The following is a 26364-nucleotide window of genomic DNA, read 5'->3' on the forward strand; positions in this document are numbered from 1 at the left end:
GGTTTATCTCAGAGTGGCATTTTGAACCTCAAAAAGCCAATGGGATGGCTTGAATGCCTTAATTCACGGGGTTCTGAGCATCCTGTTCAAAAAATGGCCAAAAGATGTGTATAACGATATGGCATTAGGCCCCCTATAAGTCAATACGACGTGCAAACGTTGCGCGTCTCGTCCTACCCTGACAGGTTAGGCGATAGTACGTTTAATCTCGATAACTTCGAACACTTCGATGTTATCGCCAACACGCACGTCGTTGTAGTTCTTAACGCCGATACCACATTCCATGCCGTTACGCACTTCGTTAACGTCATCTTTGAAGCGGCGCAGAGATTCCAGCTCGCCTTCATAGATAACCACGTTGTCACGCAACACTCGAATCGGGTTGTGACGTTTCACGATACCTTCCGTCACCATACAGCCAGCGATTGCGCCAAACTTCGGTGATTTGAACACATCGCGAACTTCGGCCAGACCGATGATCTCTTGCTTGTATTCCGGTGCCAGCATACCGCTCATCGCCTGCTTCACTTCGTCGATCAGATCATAGATGACGGAGTAGTAACGCAGATCAAGACTTTCCGCTTCGACAATGCGACGAGCAGAAGCATCGGCACGAACGTTGAAGCCCAGAATGATAGCGTTGGATGCCGCAGCCAGCGTCGCGTCGGTTTCGGTGATCCCACCAACCCCGGAGCCCACAATCTTCACTTTCACTTCGTCGGTGGAGAGTTTCTGCAACGAATCGGCAATCGCTTCCACGGAGCCCTGAACGTCGGCTTTCATCACGATGTTCAGTTCGGACACTTCGCCTTCGGTCATGTTGGCGAACATGTTTTCCAGCTTGGATTTTTGCTGACGCGCCAGTTTCACTTCGCGGAACTTACCTTGACGATAGAGTGCCACTTCACGGGCTTTCTTCTCGTCACGCACCACGGTGGCTTCATCACCCGCAGCCGGAACACCGGACATGCCGAGGATTTCTACCGGAATGGACGGACCCGCTTCGGTAATTTCACGACCCAGCTCATCACGCATGGCACGCACGCGGCCATACTCAAAACCGCACAGCACGATATCGCCCTTGTTAAGCGTACCTTCGCGTACCAGTACCGTTGCTACCGGACCACGGCCTTTGTCCAGGAAGGATTCAATGACCACACCGCTTGCCATACCTTTACGGATAGCCGTCAGCTCCAGCACTTCTGCTTGCAGCAAAATCGCGTTAAGCAGATCATCAATGCCCGTACCGGCTTTGGCTGACACAGGAACAAACTGGCAATCGCCACCCCACTCTTCAGGGATGATGCCGTATTGCGTCAGTTCATTTTTGACGCGATCCGGATCGGCTTCTGGCTTGTCAATCTTGTTGACCGCAACCACCACCGGCACCTTGGCCGCTTTGGCGTGTTGAACGGCTTCGATGGTCTGCGGCATCACACCGTCATCGGCTGCAACCACCAACACCACGATATCCGTTGCCTGCGCACCACGTGCACGCATCGCGGTAAACGCGGCGTGGCCCGGGGTATCCAGGAAGGTGATCATGCCATTTTCAGTTTCAACGTGGTAGGCACCGATGTGCTGGGTGATCCCGCCCGCTTCGCCCGCCGCCACTTTGGTGGAGCGGATGTAGTCCAGCAGAGAGGTTTTACCGTGGTCAACGTGACCCATGATGGTCACGACCGGTGCGCGCGCTTCCGCAGCGACACCCGTATCACGGTCGCTCATTACCGCTTCTTCCAGCTCATTTTCGCGACGCAGGATGACCTTGTGGCCCATCTCTTCTGCCACTAATTGTGCCGTTTCCTGATCGATAACCTGGTTGATGGTCGCCATGGCACCCAGCTTCATCATCGCCTTGATGACCTGAGAACCTTTCACCGCCATCTTGTTCGCCAACTCAGCAACGGTAATGGTCTCGCCGATCATGACGTCACGGTTAACCGCTTGAACCGGCTTGTTAAAGCCCTGCTGCAACGAGCTAGGTTTACGTTTACCTTTGCCACCGCGAGTTGCGGCACGCGCTTCTTCACGGTCAGCCTTGCTTTCAGACAGGCGGTTGCCTTTCTTCTGCTTGGTGACTTTGACGCTGCGGGTGCGGCCACGAGGATTACTCTCGACTTCACGATCGTTTTCATCTTCTGCAACGCGGGCATGGTGGGAAGTGGTTACGTGATAGTCAGTGCTATCCTCTTCTTCACTGCTCGGCGTCTCGCTAGCCCATTTAGCGGAATTCTCTTCCGCCATGCGGCGTGCTTCTTCAGCAACGCGGCGGGCATCTTCCTCAACCTTCAGGCGGGCAGTTTCTTCAGTTTTTCGCTTCAGCTCAGCAGCCTCTGCCTCACGGCGGGCCTTCTCTGTCGCCGGAACAGATTTCGTCATACTGGTATTTTGATGATTGCTCAATTTGTCTTTTTCCGCTGCGTCACGCTTGGCTTGCTCTTCAGCTTCACGTTTCGCTTTTTCAGCCGCCTCGCGCTGAGCTTTTGCTTCAGCTTCGCGTTGGGCTTGTTCTTCAGCTTCACGTTGAGCCAGTTCTTCCGCTTCCTGCCGTGCACGCTCTTCTTCTTCAGCCTGCTGACTGTTCAGCGGATCGCGCTGAACATACGTGCGTTTTTTGCGGACTTCAATCTGCACTGATTTACTTTTTCCGCCAGTGCTCGGAATATTCAAGGTGCTACGCGTTTTACGTTGCAGAGTCAACTTACCGGCAGCAGAACCGCGTTCGCGATTCAAATGCGCCAGCAGCGTCTCTTTTTCCTGCTGGGACACGTTATCCGATGCAGACTTGGTAATTCCCGCATCAGCAAATTGCTGTATCAGGCGGTCTACCGGAGTCTGAATATCTACGGCCAGCGATTGTATGGTTACTTCTGTCATGCTGTTCCTTTCCTGCTACAGTGTCGTTATTCGTTTTCGTCGCCGAACCAGCAGATATTACGGGCGGCCATGATCAACTCACCGGCCTTCTCATCGTTCAGCCCTTCAATATCCGTCAGGTCGTCAACGCCCTGCTCAGCAAGATCTTCCAGCGTACATACTCCACGCGCGGCGAGAGTGAACGCCAACTCGCGCGGTAAACCCGGTAAACTGAGCAAATCTTCAGCCGGTTGGCCACTGCCACGGCTCTCTTCCTGCGCCAACGCCAATGTGGTCAATGCCGCTTTGGCACGCTCACGCAGTGCTTCGATGGTTTCCTCATCCAGACCATCGATCTCCTGGAGTTCCTTGATAGGCACATAGGCCAGTTCTTCAAGTGAGGAGAAACCTTCTTCAACCAGCACGGTGGCAAACTCTTCGTCGATATCCAAGTGCTTGGTAAAGACGTCAATTGCCGCGTGTGCTTCCGCCTGATGCTTGGCTTGCAGGTCTTCCACGGTCATCACGTTCAGTTCCCAGCGGTCATCTGAACGATGCTGTTTCAGCAGTTGGGAAGCCAGACGCACGTTCTGCCCGTTGCGGCCAATCGCCTGTGCCAGGTTGCTGGACTCTACGGCGATATCCATGGTGCAGGTATCTTCGTCAACCACGATGGAAACGACGTCTGCTGGTGCCATGGCGTTGATGACGAACTGTGCCGGATGATCGTCCCACAGAATGATATCAATGCGTTCGCCGCCCAGCTCGCTGGATACGGCCTGTACACGCGCACCGCGCATGCCAACGCACGCCCCCACCGGGTCGATACGCTTGTCGTTGGTTTTCACTGCGATTTTAGCGCGAGAACCCGGATCGCGAGCAGCCGCTTTGATCTCGATAACTTCTTCGCCAATTTCCGGCACTTCGATGCGGAACAGTTCCTCCAGCATTTCAGGGCGTGAACGGCTGACAAACAGCTGTGCGCCACGCGCTTCCGGTCTTACTGAGTACAGCACGCCGCGAATGCGGTCGCCCGGACGGAAATTTTCACGCGGCAGCATATCTTCACGGCCAATCACCGCTTCTGCGTTGTTGCCCAGATCCAACGAAATGTTGTCGCGGTTTACTTTTTTGACCACGCCAGTGACAATATCGCCTTCCTGCTCACGGAACTGATCGACCACCATGGCACGTTCAGCTTCACGTACTTTCTGTACGATAACCTGTTTGGCCGTTTGTGTGGTGATACGGTCAAACGTGACCGATTCGATCTGGTCTTCAATGTAACCGCCGAGTTCAATGCTCGGATCTTCAAATTGGGCCGCTTCCAACGTGATTTCACGCGTTGGTTGCGTTACTTCGTTAACAGCAACCCAACGGCGAAACGTATCGAAATCGCCGGTTTTGCGATCGATGCAAACTCGAACATCAATTTCCTGTTCGTATTTTTTCTTTGTCGCTGTCGCTAGCGCAGTTTCCAGTGCTTCAAAAATTTTTTCGCGCGGAACGGCTTTTTCGTTGGAAACTGCTTCAACAACAGCCAGAATCTCTTTGTTCATCCTAGTTGCCTCATCCAAACTTTAAAAGTGGGGTACCAGGTTCGCCTTCTGGATGTTGCTCAGTGCGAACACTTCATCTTTGCCTTCCACTGTTACGGTAATCATCTCACCTTCAACGGATTTGATAATTCCCGCCCATTTACGACGGTTTTGTACCGCCATGCGCAGCACCAGGGTCACTTCTTCGCCGAGGAAACGCACGTAATGTTCTGCGATGAATAAAGGACGATCCAGGCCAGGTGATGACACTTCCAGGTTATAGGCAACCGTAATGGGATCTTCGACATCCAGCACCGCACTCACCTGGTGGCTGACATCAGCACAATCATCAACTGTGATGCCGTCTTCACTATCAATATAGATACGCAGCGTCGATTGGCGACCACGGACAAACTCAACGCCCACCAATTCGTAGCCTAATGCTTCAACGGGTGCCGAGATCATCGCTGTCAATTTCTGTTCTAATGTGGACAAGCCCACCCCCAAGACATAAAAAAAGGGCTAAAAGCCCAGTCATGTTGTTGCCAAATAACAAAAAACCCCGAAATATCGGGGCTTTATGCAACTGGACCCTATATACCGCAACAGGCTGCGGCATTACTTCTCGCAAGGATTTTTTCAAAAAACCGCTGTGGGTGTCATAACCGCCACTCACAGTTCATTTGAAAAAAAACTTAAGCGAAAGAAGTGATTTGGTTGCGGGGGCCGGATTTGAACCGACGACCTTCGGGTTATGAGCCCGACGAGCTACCAGACTGCTCCACCCCGCGTCCGAAAACGTGGCAAATAGTACGCCGCCAAACGTGAAAAAGCAAGCTATCAATCAGAGATGATGCGAGGACAAGATCTGAAATCTTTCTCTATTTTATTGAAAAGAAAAGACAGTTGTCAACCCTTGAAAAACAGCCCGCCGCGCGCCCACAAAAAACAGAGAAAAACGGCTCATTCAGCCACGAAAACGCTGAAAAAAACAGCATTAAAGTCGTATGCCTTTTTTTAAGAAACCAAATTAGCAAAAAACGCTCCATATCGTAGTGCCGCGTGCCATTTAACACAACAAATAGCACACCGAATCAGCATTTAATCCTTACACATCGATCGCTTATTAATTTTGTAACCCAATGACTAAAAATGTAAATTTACCGTAAAATTAGAGCGTGATAATAAGGAAACGAAATTTACAACTATCACCATTTTTAGGAATTATGCTAATGACATCACCTTTTTTAGTAACATCTTGTTATGCGCAGCACAGCAAAATTAACACCAGGTTCAACAAACGTATCATCGCACTCTTGGTAAGCACCGCTATCACCGCCCCCACACTGGGCGGAGAGTTGCCTGGCGATGCCACGGTCGCAGCGGGTAACGTGTCGATTGGCGGAAACGGCAATGCGATGACGGTAACTCAGCAATCCAATACGGCCATTGTGAACTGGAGGGTCTTCTCTTGTTGTGGTGGCTGAAGGCATGATAATGGTGCATTTAATCGCCAGAGGTCACCGCCATGGACGAAAAGTCTCTCTACGCTCATATTCTCAACCTGTCCGTTCCGTGGCAGGTAAGGTCCCTTTCTCTCGATGAAAATGCCGGTTCTGTTACTGTCACTGTGGGAATCGCTGAAAACACCCGGTTAGCCTGTCCGACCTGCGGTAAATCCTGTTCTGTTCACGATCACCGTCATCGTAAATGGCGGCACATCGATACCTGCCAGTTCACCATGTAGTGGCACACTGATACTGGCCACCTGAGCGGAGGTGATATGCTCACCTCATCAACACGACAGGTGACCTCATGGGTAGACATTTTACGGCGGAATTTAAGCTCGAAGCCGCAAAGCTGGTTGTCGACCACGGCTACACATACGTTAAGGCCGCAGAGGCGGTTAATGTCAGCCATTCTGCCATTAGTCGCTGGGTCAATAAGCTTCGCCTTGAACGACAGGGAAAAACGCCAACGGGACTTCCTCTTACCCCTGAACAGCTCGAGCTGCGTGAGATGAAGAAAAAAGTCCAATGCCTTGAAATGGAGAACGAAATCCTAAAAAAGGCTACGGCGCTCTTAATGTCGGACTCACTCAACGGTTCACGGTAGTCGACAGGCTGAGGGCGCGATACCCGGTCACGGCGTTGTGCCAAACTTTTGAGGTACATCGCAGCAGCTACAGGCACTGGCAGGCTTCCGCTAATGAACCCGACGGTGAGCGCGTGGTTAAGTGTAGTCGCGTCATGGAAGCCTGGAACGCCAGCGGCGGCTCTGCCGGCGCTCGAAGTATCGCGACCATCGTCACCGGCAGCTCTGGTGTCAAAATGGGGCGCTGGCTGGCTGGCAAGCTGATGAAGGAGCTGGGTATCGCCAGCTGCCAGCGACCGGCTCACAAATACAAACGCGGCGGCAATGAACACGTTGAAATACCGAACTATCTCAACCGCCAGTTCGCGGTTACCGCGCCGGATCAGGTCTGGTGCGGCGATGTGACCTACATCTGGACGGGCAAATGCTGGGCTTACCTTGCGGTGGTGCTAGACCTGTTCGCCCGCAAACCGGTGGGCTGGGCCATGTCGACGTCGCCGGACTCGGCGCTGACAGTTAAAGCGTTGCAGATGGCCTGGGAACTCCGGGGACAACCAACAGGAGTCATGTTCCACAGCGACCAGGGCAGCCACTATACCAGCCGTCAATACCGGCAAGCCCTGTGGCGCTGCCGGATAAAGCAGAGTATGAGTCGGCGGGGTAACTGCTGGGATAATGCGCCAATGGAGCGGTTCTTCCGCAGCCTGAAGACAGAATGGGTGCCGACAAAGGGTTACAACAGCTTCAGCGAAGCCCAGGACGCGATTATCCGCTACATCACGGGGTATTACAGCGCTATCCGGCCTCACTGGTATAACGGCGGCTTAACTCCAAACGAATCTGAGCGACTGTTCTACATACAGTCTAATGCGGTGGCCAATATTAGTTGACCACTACATACCGTTACCCAACTGGTTATTAGCCACTGTCACGGTGGCTTTTTTATTTCTGCTTGGCTGGCACATGGAGCAGAAGAACGCCCTATTCGCTTTCATTGGTGGGGCCTGTTTCTTGTGGTATCTGGCTGAACTCGTTAAGCGGCTAATTGAATACTTCAAAGCAAGGTGATTGACATGGATGATTCCGACAACTTCCTCACTTTAAGGCAATTCTCCAAAAGGATAAATGTTTCTCCTAGGCTGTGTCCCTTAATTGCATAACTTCTTGTAAAAGAGGCGGATGCAGCCCAGTTTAACCATCGACAGATAATTCCTCGCCGTTTTGTCATAACGTGTGGCAATACGGCGGTATTCTTTTAATCGGCCAAAACATCTTTCCACTACATTGCGATGACGGTAAGCGCCACTGGCGAACCGTGAGCGCCCGTCCGAAGCCATTTTTTCATTCGTTTTTCGGGGGATGACTGCCTTTATCCCCTTTCGTTTCAGCTCGTTGCGTAGTACATGCCCTGAATAAGCTTTGTCAGCCAGCACCGCATAACCACGACGCTTCATGCTGCCATTCTGGCGCTGAACACCAATACCGTCCAGAAAACGTAATGCGAACTGGCTTTCGTGAGCCTGTCCGGGGCTCAGCAGGATGTTTAACGGGAGACCACTTCCGTCTGTTGCCAGATGGATTTTGGTGCCAAAACCACCGCGAGAGCGACCCAGACCGTTATCTCCGGCGATATCGGGATGTTTTTTTGAGCACCGGCAGCACATTTCAGCGCCCGGATATTACTGCCATCCAGCTCCGTGGCAGACCAGTCAACGAGACCATGCGCATCAAGAGCAGAAAGTAACCTGTTGAAAATAATGTTAATCACACCCGATTTTGACCACCGATTAAAGCGGTTATATACGGTTTTCCACGGACCATATCGCTCAGGTAAATCACGCAATGGAGCACCTGAGCACAGAATCCAGAACATACCATTGATGATTTTACGATGTTCTGCCCATGGACGTCCGGCACGTGGTATTGCTGGTTCAGCAGGCAGTAAAGACTGGATGATCATCCATGCTTCATCGGGAAGGTCGTAGCGAGCCATAGTTCAATATACTTTGGAAACATACGGTTACTATAACTCAGGTAATTAAGGGACACAGCCTAGTGCCATATACAGAGATCCTTTGCGCTACCACATGTTCAAAGTTGGCAGTAGATGGAGGGCCAACAAAGAAAGTCTGGAAAATTTCTATCGCAAAGTTAACAATGTTATCCGGCTGGCTGTGGTCGGTAAGGAAAAGAAATGCCGATCTACAAAAGAGGTAAAACGTATTGGGTGGACATCTCAGCGCCAGACGGATCGAGAATTAGACGATCTGCTTGCACCGAGGAAAAAGTAAAGGCGCAAGAGTATCACGATAAGCTAAGGCATGAAATGTGGCAGGTGTCTAGGCTGGACAAGATACCTGACCGCTTTTTCGAAGATATCGTCATACTCGCCTTGCGAGATGCGGAGAATCAGCCTTACTTTACCGACAAGCAAATCCAGGCCCGTTAATGGCTTTATGTGTTCCGGGGGAGGGTGATATCTACGATCTCAAGCGAGGAGATAGCGAACAACTTGCCAACGCATTCAACCGCTAGGAGGGTTAAGCTTTCCAACGCAACGCGCAATAGGTACAGGGCGTTCATCATGCGGGCTTTTTCTTTGGCAGTTAAAGCCGGTTGGGTGAGAAGCGCCCCGCACGTATCGTCTCAGAGGGAGCCAAAGGTGCGGGTTAGATGGATAGAAAAAGAGCAAGCAAGAGCGCTGATCAACTCCCTACGCCTTGGATGGATGAAGAGGGTTGTTGCTTTCGCGCTACTAACCGGGGCAAGGAAAGGAGAGATTTTCTCTCTTAAATGGGAAAGCGTCAACCTGTCACGCCGCATAGCTGTAGTGACTGCCGATAACGCTAAATCAGGAAAAGCCCGCCCGCTACCGCTAAACGATGAGGCGGTGCGTGTGATCACGGAGTGCAGCAAAGACTGCGATTATGTGTTTTCCGTTGATGGCAAGCAAAGAACGCAAATAAGTCGTGACGACTTTGCTAGGGCGCTGAACCTATCTGGGATCGCTGACTTTCGTTTTCACGACTTGCGGCACACATGGGCAAGCTGGCACGTACAGAACGATACGCCACTGATGACGCTAAAAGAGCTTGGCGGTTGGCAGAAACTTGAGATGGTCAATAAGTACGCCCACCTCAGCACCGAACATCTAAACAAATTTAGCGGTATTGTCACATTTTTGGCACAGAGCGATGCGTCAGGTGACGGACGACCTTATTTGTCAGTCGTAGGAAATTGATAACAAACGCATTAATTGTATTAGCTCAGACCTGATCTGACAGTTACCGGTTATTTATACAGGTGTCTGTCAGATTAAATCTGGTTCAGATTTTTTTCTGCCCAGACTCGTTTACCATCAAGTAACGTGGCCATTGGCGTACGCCCGCAGCACATTTTACCCTGATGAGTTCGCTCATTATTGTAATGCCACAACCAGTTGTCCAGATCCTTTTGTAGACTTTCTAGGTCCTCGTATAACTTCTTACGGAACGCAACCTGATAAAAATCCTGCAAAATAGTTTTATGGAAGCGCTCGCAGATACCGTTTGTCTGCGGAGACATCGCTTTCGTTTTCGTATGGTCTATATCGTTGATAGCCAAGTACAGCTGATAGTCATGTTGTTCCACTTTACCGCAGTACTCCGTCCCCCCTGTCCGTCAGTATTCTTAGCATTGGCAGCCCCTGAGCTTCGTAGAACGGCAGCACGCGATCATTGAGCAGGTCGGCGGCAGAGATCGGTGCTTTACTCGTGTAAAGCTTGCAGTGCGCCACTTTCGAGTACGTATCCACGAACGTCTGCTGGTAGATACGGCCAACACCTTTCAGATTACCCACGTAGAAGGTGTCCTGCGACCCCAGATAACCCGGGTGAGCAGTCTCTATTTCACCACAGGCTTCGTCGTCGTGCGCCTTCTTCTCCAGTGCAGCGATTTGAGCATCAGTAAGTACAATGCCTTCTCTGGCAACTTTTTCCTCAAGTGCCTTCAGGCGCTTACGAAAGTTTTCCAGATCGTGTCGTTGCCAGATGGAGCGCACACCGCTGCCAGAAATGAAGACGCCTTTTTTACGCAGCTGATTACTGGTCCGGTGCTGGCCATGAGCCGGGAACTCAATGGCGTAATCAACAACCGCACGTTCAGTGGCTTCATCAGCACGGTTTTTCAGGTTGGGAACCCGGCGGTTTTGGTTAACCAGAGCGTCAATGCCGCCTTCTGCCGCCAGTTCCTGATAGCGATAAAACGTGTCGCGTGACACCCCCATGATTTTACAGGCTTTTGATACGTTACCGAGTTCTTCGGCGAGATTGAGCAGGCCGGCTTTGTGTTTGATGATGGGATTGTTAGTATGAAGCATGAGAGTTACCTCGTGTTTTGTATAAGGATTCGACACCCATATCAAAACCGGTAACTCTCAACCTTTCAAGGTCCAGTGTCAGATCAAGTCGCGACTAATACACATTAATTAGTGTCGCATCTTTTTAACAAGCAACTTACACCGGAAAAACAGTCCGATGTTGTTATTGGTAAGTCAGTCAACACGCCAACAGATTGCACTCTGCGGCGCTATTATGCGTTTGTTTTCAAAAAATTTAAGCGTCATTGTCCGCCGCACTGGCGATGTGCTCCGCTTCAGCCACGGGATTATGCGTAATAAACATGGCATCGCCGTAACTGAAAAAGCGATACAGCTCGTTCACTGCCGCACGGTAAGCCGCCATGGTGTGCTGATAGCCCGCAAACGCTGACACCAGCATGATCAGCGTTGATTCTGGCAGATGGAAGTTAGTCACCAGCGCGTCGATCACGCGATAATGATAGCCGGGATAGATAAAAATTCGGGTATCATCGAAGAAAGGGGCAATCAGCGCATCTTGTGCTGCCTGCGCCGCACTTTCCAATGAACGCAGCGACGTGGTGCCAACAGCGATCACGCGATTACCGCGCGCTTTACACGCCAGCACAGCATCTACCACGTTCTGCGGCACTTCAGCATACTCCGCATGCATGATGTGATCTTCGATGGTATCAACCCGCACGGGCTGGAAAGTACCTGCGCCGACGTGTAGGGTGACAAACGCCATTTCAACCCCTTTCTCGCGCAATGCAGCCAGCAGAGGCTCATCAAAGTGCAGGCCCGCCGTCGGTGCGGCAACCGCACCGGGGCGCTGGCTATACACCGTTTGATACAGTTCACGATCGGCGTCTTCATCCGGTCGGTCAATGTAAGGCGGCAGCGGCATATGGCCGATGTCGTTTAATATCGTCAGCACATCGCGCGTATCATCAAAGTGCAGCTCAAACAGCGTATCGTGGCGCTGGGCCATCACCGCTTTGACGCTGCCGTCCTCTCCCAGCAACAGTTCCGTTCCCGGTTTGGGCGACTTGGACGCTTTAACATGTGCCAGCACACGCTGCGTATCCAGCACGCGCTCAACCAGCACTTCAATCTTGCCACCGCTGGCCTTTTGACCAAACAAACGAGCAGGAATGACGCGCGTATTGTTAAAAACCAGCAGATCGCCCGGTGCCAGCTTATCCAGCAAATCGGTGAAAACACCATGGGTCAAGGCTCCCGTCGGTCCGTCCAGCGACAGCAATCGGCAGCCGCTACGCTGCGCCTGCGGATAGTGCGCAATCAGCGCTTCGGGAAGTTCAAACGAAAAATCAGAGACTCGCATGGCTATTCACTTGGTTGTGCTATTTATAAAAGAGTGTTCGACAGGAACAGGTAAAAAAACGGCGGTCTAGTCTAGAGCCGTAAGCGCGCGGCTGCAACAAATAAGCAAACGGTGCATGAAATTGATGTAAACTGGCAGAATGAATTTTCTTGCTCATCTTCACTTGGCCACGCTAGCCGATAGTTCGCTTCTCGGCAACCTGATGGCAGACTTTGTGCGCGGTAACCCGCAACAAGGCTTTAGCGATGACGTGGTGTCAGGTATCCGCCTGCACCGCCGCATTGATGTGCTAACGGACAGCCAGGCCGAAGTAAAAGCCGCCGCCGCCCATTTCAGCGCCGATTACCGCCGCGTGGCGCCCATCACGCTTGACGTACTATGGGATGTAGTGGCACACTGATACTGGCCACCTGAGCGGAGGTGATATGCTCACCTCATCAACACGACAGGTGACCTCATGGGTAAACATTTTACGGCGGAATTTAAGCTCGAAGCCGCAAAGCTGGTTGTCGACCACGGCTACACATACGTTAAGGCCGCAGAGGCGGTTAATGTCAGCCATTCTGCCATTAGTCGCTGGGTCAATAAGCTTCGCCTTGAACGACAGGGAAAAACGCCAACGGGACTTCCTCTTACCCCTGAACAGCTCGAGCTGCGTGAGATGAAGAAAAAAGTCCAATGCCTTGAAATGGAGAACGAAATCCTAAAAAAGGCTACGGCGCTCTTAATGTCGGACTCACTCAACGGTTCACGGTAGTCGACAGGCTGAGGGCGCGATACCCGGTCACGGCGTTGTGCCAAACTTTTGAGGTACATCGCAGCAGCTACAGGCACTGGCAGGCTTCCGCTAATGAACCCGACGGTGAGCGCGTGGTTAAGTGTAGCCGCGTCATGGAAGCCTGGAACGCCAGCGGCGGCTCTGCCGGCGCTCGAAGTATCGCGACCATCGTCACCGGCAGCTCCGGTGTCAAAATGGGGCGCTGGCTGGCTGGCAAGCTGATGAAGGAGCTGGGTATCGCCAGCTGCCAGCGACCGGCTCACAAATACAAACGCGGCGGCAATGAACACGTTGAAATACCGAACTATCTCAACCGCCAGTTCGCGGTTACCGCGCCGGATCAGGTCTGGTGCGGCGATGTGACCTACATCTGGACGGGCAAATGCTGGGCTTACCTTGCGGTGGTGCTAGATCTGTTCGCCCGCAAACCGGTGGGCTGGGCCATGTCGACGTCGCCGGACTCGGCGCTGACAGTTAAAGCGTTGCAGATGGCCTGGGAACTCCGGGGACAACCAACAGGAGTCATGTTCCACAGCGACCAGGGCAGCCACTATACCAGCCGTCAATACCGGCAAGCCCTGTGGCGCTGCCGGATAAAGCAGAGTATGAGTCGGCGGGGTAACTGCTGGGATAATGCGCCAATGGAGCGGTTCTTCCGCAGCCTGAAGACAGAATGGGTGCCGACAAAGGGTTACAACAGCTTCAGCGAAGCCCAGGACGCGATTATCCGCTACATCACGGGGTATTACAGCGCTATCCGGCCTCACTGGTATAACGGCGGCTTAACTCCAAACGAATCTGAGCGACTGTTCTACATACAGTCTAATGCGGTGGCCAATATTAGTTGACCACTACAGGGACCATTTTCTTGCCCGTCACTGGACACGCGTGTGTCCGCAACAATCGCTGGAAGCGTTTGTCGCTACCGCTCGCACCCAGATAGAGCAACATCTGGCTGACACGCCGGAACGCTTTCAAAACCTGAATCACTATCTGTGGCGTGAACGTTGGCTGGAGCGCTACGCCGAATTGCCCTTTATTGCTGATGTGCTGCAACGCATGGCGATACGCCGCCCCCGGTTGGCGGCATTAGCAGGCTCATTTGAGGATATCGAGCGCCACTACACCGCCTTTGAAGACTATTTTTGGTGTTTCTATCCACGTATGATGGAACAGGCTCGTTTGCAACAACTGTAACGCTGTCGATTTATGCTGGGTATGACCAATCAATTCAATAGACAAAACCTATCTCATCAATCGGTCTGTTAACCTGTATTCATGAGGAAAGAAACCCTATACTGCCTGTTGTTTTTTCATCCTCGTCCTTTTAATCACTTTTATAGGAGTTATTATGGTCCTGGTAACGCGTCAAGCCCCTGACTTCACCGCTGCTGCCGTATTAGGCAATGGTGAAATCATTGAAAACTTCAATCTGAAAAAGCACATCAGCGGTAAAGCGGCAGTGATTTTCTTCTGGCCGATGGACTTTACCTTCGTCTGCCCGTCAGAACTGATCGCCTTTGACCACCGCTATAAAGAGTTTCAAGATCGCGGTGTAGAAGTGGTTGGCGTCTCTTTTGACTCCGAATTCGTTCACAACGCCTGGCGCAACACGCCGGTGAAAAGCGGCGGTATCGGCCCGGTGCAGTACGCCATGGTCGCCGACGTGAAGCGTGAAATCCAGAAAGCCTACGGCATTGAGCACCCGGATGCGGGCGTGGCACTGCGCGGTTCTTTCCTTGTCGACAAAGAAGGCGTGGTACGCCATCAGGTTGTCAACGATCTGCCGCTGGGCCGTAACGTTGATGAAATGCTGCGCATGGTTGATGCCCTGCAATTCCACGAAGAGCACGGCGAAGTGTGCCCGGCACAGTGGGAAAAAGGCAAATCCGGTATGGGCGCATCGCCAAATGGCGTTGCAAAATACCTTACGGAAAATGCCGACAAGCTGTAATCTCGTCCTTTTCCGCGACAACAAGCCGACGCTATGCCGTCGGCTTTTTTATTAGTAATGTTCAGAGAATAAAAAACGGGGCTTTCCGCCCCGTTTTTTCATTGCCGCTCAACCACGCTTACGCGTTGCCATTCGCCAGCTTCTGCCGTTTCTGTTTAAAGGCATAACTCAACAGCAGCAACGCAATCCACAACACGCCTACGTAGAGGGAAACACGCGTTTCTTCAAAGTAGCCAATCAGTCCGATAATAAACACCAGGAACACGATACCCACTACCGAAGATGCCACCCCACCCGGCAGCGGGAATGCCAGTGCCTTCACCTCGTTCTCACTCAAACGACGGCGGAACGCAATTTGCGAGCACAGGATCATGATCCACACCCATACGGTGGCAAAGGTTGCCAGCGATGCAATCACCAAAAACACTTTGCCCGGCATAATGTAGTTAAGGTAAACCGCCACCAGCAGCGCCGCCATCATTACAACGACCGTGACCCACGGAATACCGCGCTGCGACACTTTGGCAAAGACCTTGGGCGCGTTGCCCTGCTCAGCCATGCCGTGCATCGTGCTGCCCACGCCAAACACGTCGCAGTTAATCGCCGACAGAGACGCCGTGATGACCACAAAATTCAGAATGCCCGCTGCTGCAGTAATGCCGAGATGCTGGAAGGTCAACACAAACGGACTGCCGTTGGTACCCACCTGATTCCAGGGATAAATCGACATGATGACAAACAACGTACCCACGTAGAACCATATCGTTATACACATCTTTTGGCCATTTTTTGAACAGGATGCTCAGAACCCCGTGAATTAAGGCATTCAAGCCATCCCATTGGCTTTTTGAGGTTCAAAATGCCACTCTGAGATAAACCCGTAACTCATTGATTAAACAGTGCGTTAGAAAGATGTGTATAACGATATGACGTAGAACACCAGGATGCGCCACGGTGATCTTGACCCACCATCTCCGGACAGCTTTTGTCTCTTAAGTTAACGATGCCCGCTGGCGCCGATATTCTCTTGGGGAGTTGTATCCCAGCGCACTGTGCGGATGGTTTTCATTGTAATGATTGAACGCCGCTGCAAGGTTCTTCAGCGCTGTTCGCACATCAGGTTTTGGCATGAAGGCGATGTAATCTTCCTTCATCGTCTTCACGAACCGTTCTGCCATGCCGTTACTCTGTGGACTGCTCACTGCTGTTGTGCAGGGCTCCAGATTCAGTTCTCTGGCGAACTTCCGCGTTTCATGCGCTGTGTTCGCTGAACCATTATCCGTCAGCCATTGCACTGGTTTATCCGGCAGCGCGCTACCGAAGCGTTTTTCCACCGACCTCAGCATCACATCCTGCACGGTTGAACTGTCATAACCCCTGGTGCTCGCTGTCCAGTCTATGGCCTCCCGGTCGCAGCAGTCCAGTGCGAACGTCACCCGCAGCTTCTCGCCGTTGTCACAACCGAACTCGAAGCCATCTGAGCACCAGCGCATATCGCTCTCTGTGTAGTGGTCAACTAATATTGGCCACCGCATTAGACTGTATGTAGAACAGTCGCTCAGATTCGTTTGGAGTTAAGCCGCCGTTATACCAGTGAGGCCGGATAGCGCTGTAATACCCCGTGATGTAGCGGATAATCGCGTCCTGGGCTTCGCTGAAGCTGTTGTAACCCTTTGTCGGCACCCATTCTGTCTTCAGGCTGCGGAAGAACCGCTCCATTGGCGCATTATCCCAGCAGTTACCCCGCCGACTCATACTCTGCTTTATCCGGCAGCGCCACAGGGCTTGCCGGTATTGACGGCTGGTATAGTGGCTGCCCTGGTCGCTGTGGAACATGACTCCTGTTGGTTGTCCCCGGAGTTCCCAGGCCATCTGCAACGCTTTAACTGTCAGCGCCGAGTCCGGCGACGTCGACATGGCCCAGCCCACCGGTTTGCGGGCGAACAGATCTAGCACCACCGCAAGGTAAGCCCAGCATTTGCCCGTCCAGATGTAGGTCACATCGCGGCACCAGACCTGATCCGGCGCGGTAACCGCGAACTGGCGGTTGAGATAGTTCGGTATTTCAACGTGTTCATTGCCGCCGCGTTTGTATTTGTGAGCCGGTCGCTGGCAGCTGGCGATACCCAGCTCCTTCATCAGCTTGCCAGCCAGCCAGCGCCCCATTTTGACACCGGAGCTGCCGGTGACGATGGTCGCGATACTTCGAGCGCCGGCAGAGCCGCCGCTGGCGTTCCAGGCTTCCATGACGCGGCTACACTTAACCACGCGCTCACCGTCGGGTTCATTAGCGGAAGCCTGCCAGTGCCTGTAGCTGCTGCGATGTACCTCAAAAATTTGGCACAACGCCGTGACCGGGTATCGCGCCCTCAGCCTGTCGACTACCGTGAACCGTTGAGTGAGTCCGACATTAAGAGCGCCGTAGCCTTTTTTAGGATTTCGTTCTCCATTTCAAGGCATTGGACTTTTTTCTTCATCTCACGCAGCTCGAGCTGTTCAGGGGTAAGAGGAAGTCCCGTTGGCGTTTTTCCCTGTCGTTCAAGGCGAAGCTTATTGACCCAGCGACTAATGGCAGAATGGCTGACATTAACCGCCTCTGCGGCCTTAACGTATGTGTAGCCGTGGTCGACAACCAGCTTTGCGGCTTCGAGCTTAAATTCCGCCGTAAAATGTTTACCCATGAGGTCACCTGTCGTGTTGATGAGGTGAGCATATCACCTCCGATCAGGTGGCCAGTATCAGTGTGCCACTACACTGCTACCGCGATTTTGCCTTTATGCTCCCGCTTCGGACGTTCAGTTTTATCATGCAACAACAGCAGGTTATGCTCGCTCATTATCCTGTAAAGCCGTTTGGCGTTCACCGGTGGAAGTCCCTCTGCACGACGTTGCTTACCCAGGATACCCCACACTCGGCGGTAACCGTAACTGGGCATGTCGCTGATGATACGGAGGATGTCCGATAATATCTCAGCATCAGCTTCGTCATTACGCCGGTTGCTGCGCCTGTCCAGCCAGTCGGCAGAACGGTTAACCCGCAGTGACAGCTGCGCACGCGACACGCTCATGGCGCGGCTGACCAGAGCTATTCCCCATCCTTTGGCAACAAGGGCGCGTGCGCTATCCATTTTCGCGACTGGCGGTACTCCACTGCTTCTTTGAGGATCTCAACTTCCATCGTCTTCTTACCCAGAAGGCGCTGTAGCTCCCGGACCTGCTTGAGGGCAGTCGCCAGCGCCGAAGCTGGAACCACTTCTTCTCCGGCCGCAACGGCGGTGAGGCTTCCTTCCTGGTATTGTTTCTTCCACTTAAACAAAAGGCTGGGCTGGATGCCATGCAGGCGGGCTACATGGGAGACGTTCATCCCCGGCTCCATTGTCTGCTGAATGATGGCGATTTTCTCTTGCGGAGTTTTACGCTTACGGACTTCTTGCCTTAACAGGATCCCGGTCATTTCAAAATTAGCATGATTGTTAGACATATATCTAAGCCTATCTCTTATCTGGAGATACAGCTACTGTCTGGTGTTACAGGGGACTACATCAACCAGGATGCGCCACGGTACCGAGTTGATCGCGCGCGGAATGGATTTATGCGGATCTTTGGCTTCACCGGCGGTGATACCAATGATTTCGATACCGCCGTAGGCAAACATCACCAGTTGCAACGACAGGACCATGCCCATCACACCGTTAGTGAAGAAACCGCCGTGGCTCCACAGGTTACTGATTCCGGTTGGCTGGCCGCCGTTACCAATACCCCACACGATAATCCCAATGCCCGCCACGATCATGATGATAATGGTAGCGACCTTGAAGAACGAGAGCCAAAACTCCAACTCACCGAACACCTTCACGCTCATCAGGTTGATGGCCCCAATGATCAGCACCACGCTCAGAACCCAGATCCAATGCGGCACATCAGGGAACCAAACGCTCATGTAGATACCAAACGCGGTCACATCCGCGATGGCGACGATGAGGATCTCAAAGCAGTATGTCCATCCGGTGATGTAGCCCGCCATCGGCCCCAGGTAATCCTGCGCGTAGCGGGAAAAGGAGCTGGCCTGCGGGTTATTGACCGACATTTCTCCCAGCGCCCGCATGATGATATAGGCGATAACGCCGCCGATGATATAAGCCAACAGCACGCTTGGTCCTGCCATCTGAATGGCACTGGCCGAGCCATAAAACAGCCCGGTACCAATCGCCGATCCGAGTGCAATGAAGCGGATATGCCGCGTGCTTAACCCCACCTCGTTATACACATCTCTGTTCGTGCCTGAGCGCGCGTAGCGTTTCGGCGGCCGTCATGACTTTCTGCAAGCCTTTCCTGATAGTTTTTGCGCCTGGTTCACCGTCGCCTTTTCGAGCAAGAAAGCCTCCGAGTTGCGCAACTAAGCGCAATACTTCGTTTAGCTTAGGGCGGCCCTTGGGCATACGCTTGTTCATCAGTAGGTAAGCTCCATGAGTCTCGTCGGAATCAAAGAACAACATTGCGTCCAGCTCTGGACAGGTTCGTCCCATACGCATTAAATAGGCGATGCGCCATGCCACGATCATGAACAGCGCCAATGCCCGCTCAATGCGATCCACGGTCGATAACTGTAACGCTTCGACACAGCAGCCGTTCTTCAGCACATTGAAGAACATCTCGATTTCCCATCTAGCCCGATACCAGTCGATCAGCTCCACGATATCTTCTCGTCCTTCAGGTACGCGATTGCTCAGCAACCGCCACTCGACCGGCTTCACGCCTGCTGGCGGCTCAATTTCCTTGGCTATCACACAAGTCACTGCCAACCCGCAACGCAGCGACACTCGCTTCACGCGCAGCGCCTGTTTCACCGTACGCGCCTTCTGCCCCGCGCGAGCCGCCATAACGAATTGGATTTCTCCCACCGGCACGGTCTTTCCAACCTTCTGCCAAAGCTTCTCATTACAGTCCAGACTGCGATTATGAGTCGAGCGGATCAACCAGTCAGCCGGAGTGCCAAGGTCATCAGCGAGCTGCATCAACGCCTTGATATCCGCTTCGCGATCGGCTAAGTACACCAGACGTGTGTTTGGCAACTCCGAGGCGAGTTCAGCAACTCGCTCGTATCCCTCGAGCCAGCGCGTACTCTCCTTGAGCCCATCGCGTTTTCCGTCTGCATCCTTCGGCTCTCTTGCCCACATCCACGCATCCAGTACGCCCAACCCCACGCGATCCGGACTGACCGCGTAGGTCGGATGCAGGTACAGACCACGCCTGGCTTCGTAGTTCAAGGGACCCAAGCCTTGGATTTGCTGCCCGTTGAAGTCAAGCTCGGTAGTGTCTTGGATACACAGCACAACCTCGTGTTCTCGGATCCTTTCCTGCGTACGCTGCCAGTGAGGTTGCAGAATGTCTCGCCATTCGAATGCTTGGTTCTCCATGAAGCGGTAAGCACCCAGCGTCTCAGACCATCCGAGGCACGCATGCGGAATGCTGGCTTGCGGATTCTCAGCCAGCCGTATCAAAAGCCCTTTGGCACGCTTATTGGGCCTCGTGTCACCAAGATTTACCCCTTCCAGTTCTTGGTGTGCCCAGCCATCTGAATCCCGTGTCATTTTTCAGCGCCGTAAATGGCGATAGTACACGTCGGTTTCACTTCATTTACAACCCCACCGGCTGCCTATTTCAGCCCGCTAACCCTTGGCATATAAGGCGTTGCGGACTTGTGTATAACGAGGTGGCTTAACCCATATCGTTATACACATCTTTCTAACGCACTGTTTAATCAATGAGTTACGGGTTTATCTCAGAGTGGCATTTTGAACCTCAAAAAGCCAATGGGATGGCTTGAATGCCTTAATTCACGGGGTTCTGAGCATCCTGTTCAAAAAATGGCCAAAAGATGTGTATAACGATATGGGCTTAACCCACGCTTTAGCTTAGCGGATTGTTGTTCCATAAATTAAGCAGCCCTGTCTTACAAAAGAAAAACCACAGGCGACAGCCTGTGGTGAAAAATGCAGCATGAGTGCGTTATTGGTGCGCAGTCACTTCCTTACGCCCGCTTAGCCGGTCATAAATAACCGCAGCCAGCAACAACACCAGCGACGGTGGCAACCAGGCCAATCCTTGTTCACCCAAAGGCAAGCTCAGGCTCCAGGCTGGCAGCAATGACGCAAAGGTCGATGATTTTACCCCATCAATCAGGCCGAATAACAGGCTGATTAACATGACCGGGGCCACAATACGTGAAGCCTGATTCCAGCAGCGCAAAGTAAAACTCAGCAAAACCAGAATGATACAGGACGGATAGATCGCTGTCAGCACCGGAATGGAAAGCTGAATCAGATGACTTAATCCCAGATTGGCAACTAACGCAGAGAAGCCGCCCAGCACGAACACCAGCGTGCGATAGGAAAACGGCAAATATTGGGAGAAAAATTCGGCACAGGCGCAGGTCAGGCCAACCGCCGTCACCATGCAAGCGATAAAAATTAACAACGCCAGGAAGCCGCTACCCATGCTACCAAAGGTGTGCTGCACGTAAGCATGCAGGATTTCAGCACCGTTTTGCGCGTTAGGAATCAGTTCACCGCTCACAGAGCCCAGTTTAAACAGGCTCAGATAAACCAACGTCAACCCGACGCCGGCAATCAAACCGGCCCAGATGGTATAGCGGGTCAGCAGCGTAGCATCGGTCACGCCGCGTGAACGGGCAGCATTGACGATAACGATTCCGAATACCATGGCACCCAGAGTATCCATGGTCAGGTAACCGTTCACAAAACCGTTAGAAAACGGTACGGTTTGATAGGCTTCGGTCGCCGGGATCGGCGAACCCGCAGGCCATATCACCGCCGCTAATCCCAGCACGGCCAGTGTAAGAATTTTCAACGGTGCCAGCACATGGCCAACCGTATCCAGCAGACGACCCGAATAGAGAGAAATGCAGATCACTAACGAGAAATAGACCACGCTATAGATCAACAGCGGCGTGGCAGCATCGCCAAACAGCGGAGCCAACCCCACTTCGAAGGATACCGTAGCGGTGCGCGGCGTAGCGAACAGCGGTCCGACGGCCAGATAACACACGGTCGCCAGCAGAACGCCTGCCTTCTGGCCAATCGGGGAGCTCAGCGCATCGACGCCACCGCCCACGCGCGCCAACGCTACCACGGTCAACACCGGTAGGCCAACCGCAGTGAGCAAAAAGCCAAGCGCGGCGGTCCAGACGTGTTCACCGGCCTGTAAACCCACAATTGGCGGGAAAATGATGTTCCCCGCCCCGACAAACAGCGCAAAGGTCATAAATCCCAGCGCCACGATATCTTTGGATGTTAAACGATGACTCATAGTTACGTTGTGTTGCCTGTATATAAATGCGACAAAATGGGAAGACGAACTGCGGCGTGGTATAAATTATTCTTATCGCGCAGAAGTTATAGGGCGCTAAGTAAAACGTTTATAGCAATAAAAGACAAGTAGCGATCCAAAATGCGAAGTATTGCGCCAATCTAACAACAATAGTTAGCAGATAATATCACCACTCACACAACCTTCCGCACATGATTTGTGCATTTACCGTCTTTGCTTTGCAATAAAACTGTAGTGGTCAACTAATATTGGCCACCGCATTAGACTGTATGTAGAACAGTCGCTCAGATTCGTTTGGAGTTAAGCCGCCGTTATACCAGTGAGGCCGGATAGCGCTGTAATACCCCGTGATGTAGCGGATAATCGCGTCCTGGGCTTCGCTGAAGCTGTTGTAACCCTTTGTCGGCACCCATTCTGTCTTCAGGCTGCGGAAGAACCGCTCCATTGGCGCATTATCCCAGCAGTTACCCCGCCGACTCATACTCTGCTTTATCCGGCAGCGCCACAGGGCTTGCCGGTATTGACGGCTGGTATAGTGGCTGCCCTGGTCGCTGTGGAACATGACTCCTGTTGGTTGTCCCCGGAGTTCCCAGGCCATCTGCAACGCTTTAACTGTCAGCGCCGAGTCCGGCGACGTCGACATGGCCCAGCCCACCGGTTTGCGGGCGAACAGATCTAGCACCACCGCAAGGTAAGCCCAGCATTTGCCCGTCCAGATGTAGGTCACATCGCCGCACCAGACCTGATCCGGCGCGGTAACCGCGAACTGGCGGTTGAGATAGTTCGGTATTTCAACGTGTTCATTGCCGCCGCGTTTGTATTTGTGAGCCGGTCGCTGGCAGCTGGCGATACCCAGCTCCTTCATCAGCTTGCCAGCCAGCCAGCGCCCCATTTTGACACCGGAGCTGCCGGTGACGATGGTCGCGATACTTCGAGCGCCGGCAGAGCCGCCGCTGGCGTTCCAGGCTTCCATGACGCGGCTACACTTAACCACGCGCTCACCGTCGGGTTCATTAGCGGAAGCCTGCCAGTGCCTGTAGCTGCTGCGATGTACCTCAAAAGTTTGGCACAACGCCGTGACCGGGTATCGCGCCCTCAGCCTGTCGACTACCGTGAACCGTTGAGTGAGTCCGACATTAAGAGCGCCGTAGCCTTTTTTAGGATTTCGTTCTCCATTTCAAGGCATTGGACTTTTTTCTTCATCTCACGCAGCTCGAGCTGTTCAGGGGTAAGAGGAAGTCCCGTTGGCGTTTTTCCCTGTCGTTCAAGGCGAAGCTTATTGACCCAGCGACTAATGGCAGAATGGCTGACATTAACCGCCTCTGCGGCCTTAACGTATGTGTAGCCGTGGTCGACAACCAGCTTTGCGGCTTCGAGCTTAAATTCCGCCGTAAAATGTTTACCCATGAGGTCACCTGTCGTGTTGATGAGGTGAGCATATCACCTCCGCTCAGGTGGCCAGTATCAGTGTGCCACTACAAACCAGTATAAAAACGCGTAATACGCGCAAAATGGACATAAAAGATGCAGTGCTTCAGCATCAGAAGCGCTTTTTGCTGCAAAAGGGGACAAGTGGCAGGGGATTACGCGGTAAACGGAGTGAACGGATTTGCAGATTGGGACACCCCATGGCAAAACGTCGAGGATACACCGGGGATAACGTACGTCCCCGGTGTTATGCGCGGGTGTGTTACTTGCCCCACACGGCGGCAGCGGTATCCACAACCAGACGCAACTTGGCCCACTGTTGTGCTTCCGTCAGGCTATTGCCCTCTTCCGTGGAAGCAAAACCACACTGCGGGCTGAGGCAAAGTTGTTTGATATCGACATATTTCGCTGCTTCCGCGATGCGCGCTTTCAGTAAAGCCGGCTCTTCCAACTCGCCGTTTTTGGTAGTCACCAGGCCCAGCACCACTTGTTGGTGTCCCGGTTTGATGAAACGCAGCGGCTCGAACCCACCTGAGCGATCGTTATCGTACTCAAGGAAAAACTCATCCACATTGACTTCACCAAACAGGATAGATGCCACCGGCTCGTACCCGCCTTCAGAAATCCAGGTAGAGCGGAAGTTGCCGCGACATACGTGCAAACCGATCGTCAGGTCAGCAGGTTTACCGGCCAATGCTTTATTCAGCACATCAGCATAGATACGGGCCAGTTGTTCCGGATCTTCACCGCGTTCGCGAATTTGGCGTTTTTGATCGTCTGAGCACAGGTAAGCCCAGACGGTATCATCCAGTTGCAAATAGCGGCAGCCTGCGGCGTAGAAAGCATGAATCGCATCATGCCAGGTCTGCGCCAGATCGTCGAAATAAGCATCCAGCGTTGGATAAACCTGACTGTCGATAGCCTTGCGTCCGCCACGGAAATGGAACACGCTCGGGCTAGGAATTGTCATCTTGGCGGTCACATCACCCGCGATGCTGTTCAGGTAGCGAGAATGCTCCAGCATCGGGTGCTGAGTGTTAAAGCTGACTTTGCCCGTCACCTTGATGGCGCGGGACTTGGTTTGGATACCATTAAACTGAATACCGTGGTCCGCTTCGAAAGCCTCCACCCCGTTCAAACCTTCGAAAAAGTCGAAGTGCCACCAGGCGCGACGGAATTCACCGTCGGTGACAACCTGAAGCCCGGCTTCGCGTTTCAGCTCAACGGCACGCAGAATTTCTGCATCTTCCACGGCGCGCAGTTGCTCCGCATTAATGGTACCAGACTGGAATTGCAGGCGTGCTTCTTTGATTGCAACGGGACGCAACAGGCTGCCGACCACGTCAGCGCGAAAAGGGGGAAGTACTTTAGCCATGATAACCTCCTGATCTTTCGCAACAACGCCTTCACGTCACGGCGTGAGGCAAGCGGCATTGCAAAATAGTTTCAAAATAAATAGTCACGCCGTGAAGTAATCACGCCTTATGCTTATTTAGATATCTGGACGGCTATAAGGTAGGTGAATCCTGTCATGGCAACAGGTTGAGGGCAATAGAATAATTTTCACTTTCCGCGACTAACATGAATAAAATTCACGTCAGACTGATGACAAAGTCACTTTCCCCTCGTTATCCCCGGCTTTCTTCCTCGTTATCCTCGGCGAAAGTCGGGGATCTCTGACAGAATGAACACGTTTCACCTGCACGAGATTCCCACCTTCGCGGGAATGACGGTGATGGGCGAGAATAATGGCGTGTTACAAGCCGAGCTGCTGGCGTGCGTTAACCCGCACGTGCTCAGGTAAGTGAAGATAGCCATCCTGACTCACCAGACTTTGCCCAGCGGTAGACAGTACCCGATCCATAAAGGCGGCCGTCAGGCTATCCAGCACCTGCTCTGGCGCTTTGTTGACATAAATATAGATGTAGCGCGCATAGGGATAACGCCCGCTGCGAATATTGTCCACCGTCGGCGCAACATAGTCGTTTCCCTGCGCTGCCAGCGGCAGCATTTTCACTCCGCTGGCGCGAAAACCGATGCTAGCATAACCAATCGCCTGTGTGGAGGTGGCTACGGCCTTCACCACCGACGCAGAACCCGGTAGCTCATTTACCAGCGGTAAGAAATCACCACCGCACAACGCTTGCTGCTTAAAAAAACCATAGGTGCCTGACGCTGAGTTGCGCCCGTAGCGCAACACACGGCGCGATGCCCATTCCCCCGTCAGCCCAAGATCGCGCCAGTGGGTAACAGTTTGCGTCGCCCCGCAGCGATGAGTAATAGAGAACAGCGCATCGAGCTGTTGCACGTTCAAACCCGGCAGCGGATTATCCTGATTCACTAACACCACCAGCGCATCCATCGCCACCGGCACAGCCAGTGGTGGATACCCATAGAGTTGCACAAAGGCCTCAATCTCACTGGCCTTCATGGCACGGTTCATCGGACCGAGTTGTGCCGCGCCGGAGGCAAGTGCCGTGGGGGCCGATGACGATCCCGCCGCCTGCATCTGTACGTTAACGCTGGGATAATGCTGGTTGAAATCGGCGGCCCAAAACGCCATCAGCGTCGCCAGGGTATCAGATCCAGCACTGGAGAGATTACCCGCCAGCATTTGCTCACTGCGCGCAGTGTGGCTCCAGCCACTGAGTAACAGCGCAGCACAGAGCAATAAACCCTAAAA

At 52.9% G+C, this 26364-nt stretch carries 15 protein-coding genes, 1 tRNA gene and 8 pseudogenes; 7 read left to right on the forward strand and 17 right to left on the reverse strand.

Annotation, left to right across the window (positions count from 1 at the left end; all coding sequences use genetic code 11):
- Window positions 1-186: 186 nt before the first annotated feature.
- The 4 genes from infB to ACWWJF_RS02980 all read right to left on the reverse strand — a co-directional run bounded on the left by infB (window position 187) and on the right by ACWWJF_RS02980 (window position 5188).
- Window positions 187-2880 (reverse strand): translation initiation factor IF-2, encoded by a 2694-nt coding sequence (gene infB / locus ACWWJF_RS02965; RefSeq protein ID WP_455868647.1) that lies wholly within the window; start codon window positions 2878-2880, stop codon window positions 187-189.
- A 26-nt stretch (window positions 2881-2906) separates the two neighbouring features.
- Entirely contained in the window at window positions 2907-4418 is a 1512-nt protein-coding gene (gene nusA, locus ACWWJF_RS02970; RefSeq protein WP_455868648.1) for a transcription termination factor NusA, read from the reverse strand.
- 21 nt (window positions 4419-4439) lie between these two features.
- Complete coding sequence (gene rimP / locus ACWWJF_RS02975; protein ID WP_438814037.1) at window positions 4440-4892, reverse strand: ribosome maturation factor RimP; 453 nt, start codon at window positions 4890-4892, stop codon at window positions 4440-4442.
- A gap of 219 nt (window positions 4893-5111) precedes the next feature.
- Window positions 5112-5188 (reverse strand) — tRNA-Met (locus ACWWJF_RS02980).
- Between the two features lie 737 nt (window positions 5189-5925).
- On the opposite strand from ACWWJF_RS02980, the pseudogene ACWWJF_RS02985 reads away from it, so the two are divergent.
- Window positions 5926-6135: pseudogene (locus ACWWJF_RS02985) on the forward strand (transposase family protein); the annotation flags it as partial.
- A gap of 77 nt (window positions 6136-6212) precedes the next feature.
- A protein-coding gene (locus ACWWJF_RS02990; RefSeq protein ID WP_455868649.1) for an IS3 family transposase occupies window positions 6213-7381 on the forward strand; the annotation gives its coding sequence in 2 pieces (ribosomal slippage) (window positions 6213-6468 and window positions 6468-7381; 1170 coding nt in all).
- A gap of 258 nt (window positions 7382-7639) precedes the next feature.
- On the opposite strand, the gene ACWWJF_RS02995 is transcribed toward ACWWJF_RS02990, so the two are convergent.
- A protein-coding gene (locus ACWWJF_RS02995; RefSeq protein WP_455868650.1) for an IS5 family transposase occupies window positions 7640-8484 on the reverse strand; the annotation gives its coding sequence in 2 pieces (ribosomal slippage) (window positions 7640-8139 and window positions 8139-8484; 846 coding nt in all).
- Window positions 8485-8685: 201 nt separating this feature from the next.
- Here ACWWJF_RS02995 and ACWWJF_RS03000 point away from each other — a divergent pair.
- A pseudogene (locus ACWWJF_RS03000) lies at window positions 8686-9732 on the forward strand (tyrosine-type recombinase/integrase).
- Between the two features lie 74 nt (window positions 9733-9806).
- Here the strand turns inward: ACWWJF_RS03000 and ACWWJF_RS03005 are convergent.
- A pseudogene (locus ACWWJF_RS03005) lies at window positions 9807-10848 on the reverse strand (IS481 family transposase).
- Window positions 10849-11083: 235 nt separating this feature from the next.
- A complete protein-coding gene (queA, locus tag ACWWJF_RS03010; protein WP_455868651.1) occupies window positions 11084-12172 on the reverse strand; it encodes a tRNA preQ1(34) S-adenosylmethionine ribosyltransferase-isomerase QueA in 1089 nt (362 codons plus the stop codon).
- 139 nt (window positions 12173-12311) lie between these two features.
- Here queA and ACWWJF_RS03015 point away from each other — a divergent pair.
- The 4 genes and pseudogenes from ACWWJF_RS03015 to ACWWJF_RS03030 all read left to right on the forward strand — a co-directional run.
- A pseudogene (locus ACWWJF_RS03015) lies at window positions 12312-12557 on the forward strand (ACP phosphodiesterase); the annotation flags it as partial.
- 72 nt (window positions 12558-12629) lie between these two features.
- A protein-coding gene (locus ACWWJF_RS03020) for an IS3 family transposase (protein WP_455868400.1) occupies window positions 12630-13798 on the forward strand; the annotation gives its coding sequence in 2 pieces (ribosomal slippage) (window positions 12630-12885 and window positions 12885-13798; 1170 coding nt in all).
- Window positions 13785-14147, forward strand: a pseudogene (locus ACWWJF_RS03025) (ACP phosphodiesterase); the annotation flags it as partial. The gene ACWWJF_RS03020 and the pseudogene ACWWJF_RS03025, both read left to right, overlap by 14 nt.
- A 154-nt stretch (window positions 14148-14301) precedes the next feature.
- Window positions 14302-14904: a peroxiredoxin C gene (locus ACWWJF_RS03030; RefSeq protein ID WP_455868652.1), complete on the forward strand. Its 603-nt coding sequence runs from the start codon at window positions 14302-14304 to the stop codon at window positions 14902-14904.
- Window positions 14905-15022: 118 nt separating this feature from the next.
- Here ACWWJF_RS03030 and ACWWJF_RS03035 read toward each other — a convergent pair whose 3' ends face one another.
- The 10 genes and pseudogenes from ACWWJF_RS03035 to ACWWJF_RS03080 all read right to left on the reverse strand — a co-directional run bounded on the left by ACWWJF_RS03035 (window position 15023) and on the right by ACWWJF_RS03080 (window position 26352).
- Complete coding sequence (locus ACWWJF_RS03035; protein ID WP_455870907.1) at window positions 15023-15673, reverse strand: hypothetical protein; 651 nt, start codon at window positions 15671-15673, stop codon at window positions 15023-15025.
- Window positions 15674-15896: 223 nt separating this feature from the next.
- Window positions 15897-16406, reverse strand: a pseudogene (locus ACWWJF_RS03040) (DDE-type integrase/transposase/recombinase); the annotation flags it as partial.
- 10 nt (window positions 16407-16416) lie between these two features.
- A protein-coding gene (locus ACWWJF_RS03045; protein WP_455868653.1) for an IS3 family transposase occupies window positions 16417-17585 on the reverse strand; the annotation gives its coding sequence in 2 pieces (ribosomal slippage) (window positions 16417-17330 and window positions 17330-17585; 1170 coding nt in all).
- Between the two features lie 77 nt (window positions 17586-17662).
- Window positions 17663-18357, reverse strand: a pseudogene (locus tag ACWWJF_RS03050) (transposase); the annotation flags it as partial.
- A gap of 90 nt (window positions 18358-18447) precedes the next feature.
- A pseudogene (locus ACWWJF_RS03055) lies at window positions 18448-19170 on the reverse strand (amino acid permease); the annotation flags it as partial.
- Window positions 19163-20494, reverse strand: coding sequence for an IS4 family transposase (locus ACWWJF_RS03060; RefSeq protein ID WP_455868654.1), 1332 nt, complete (start codon window positions 20492-20494; stop codon window positions 19163-19165). The gene ACWWJF_RS03060 and the pseudogene ACWWJF_RS03055, both read right to left, overlap by 8 nt.
- 418 nt (window positions 20495-20912) lie before the next feature.
- Entirely contained in the window at window positions 20913-22232 is a 1320-nt protein-coding gene (brnQ, locus tag ACWWJF_RS03065) for a branched-chain amino acid transport system II carrier protein (RefSeq protein WP_455868655.1), read from the reverse strand.
- A 259-nt stretch (window positions 22233-22491) separates the two neighbouring features.
- A protein-coding gene (locus ACWWJF_RS03070; protein ID WP_455868400.1) for an IS3 family transposase occupies window positions 22492-23660 on the reverse strand; the annotation gives its coding sequence in 2 pieces (ribosomal slippage) (window positions 22492-23405 and window positions 23405-23660; 1170 coding nt in all).
- Window positions 23661-23943: 283 nt separating this feature from the next.
- Complete coding sequence (locus ACWWJF_RS03075; protein WP_455868656.1) at window positions 23944-25056, reverse strand: cobalamin-independent methionine synthase II family protein; 1113 nt, start codon at window positions 25054-25056, stop codon at window positions 23944-23946.
- A 381-nt stretch (window positions 25057-25437) separates the two neighbouring features.
- The gene (locus ACWWJF_RS03080; protein ID WP_455868657.1) at window positions 25438-26352 is read right to left on the reverse strand and encodes a PstS family phosphate ABC transporter substrate-binding protein; all 915 of its coding nucleotides are present in this window, start codon (window positions 26350-26352) and stop codon (window positions 25438-25440) included.
- Window positions 26353-26364 lie beyond the last annotated feature (12 nt).

It is taken from the genome of Symbiopectobacterium sp. Eva_TO, from assembly GCF_053848865.1.

Coding starts and splice junctions, on each gene's coding strand:
- infB (WP_455868647.1), bottom strand. CDS start 2,880: ATGACAGAAGTAACCATACAATCGCTGGCCGTAGATATTCAGACTCCG.
- nusA (WP_455868648.1), bottom strand. CDS start 4,418: ATGAACAAAGAGATTCTGGCTGTTGTTGAAGCAGTTTCCAACGAAAAA.
- queA (WP_455868651.1), bottom strand. CDS start 12,172: ATGCGAGTCTCTGATTTTTCGTTTGAACTTCCCGAAGCGCTGATTGCG.
- ACWWJF_RS03030 (WP_455868652.1), top strand. CDS start 14,302: ATGGTCCTGGTAACGCGTCAAGCCCCTGACTTCACCGCTGCTGCCGTA.
- ACWWJF_RS03060 (WP_455868654.1), bottom strand. CDS start 20,494: ATGACACGGGATTCAGATGGCTGGGCACACCAAGAACTGGAAGGGGTA.
- brnQ (WP_455868655.1), bottom strand. CDS start 22,232: ATGAGTCATCGTTTAACATCCAAAGATATCGTGGCGCTGGGATTTATG.
- ACWWJF_RS03075 (WP_455868656.1), bottom strand. CDS start 25,056: ATGGCTAAAGTACTTCCCCCTTTTCGCGCTGACGTGGTCGGCAGCCTG.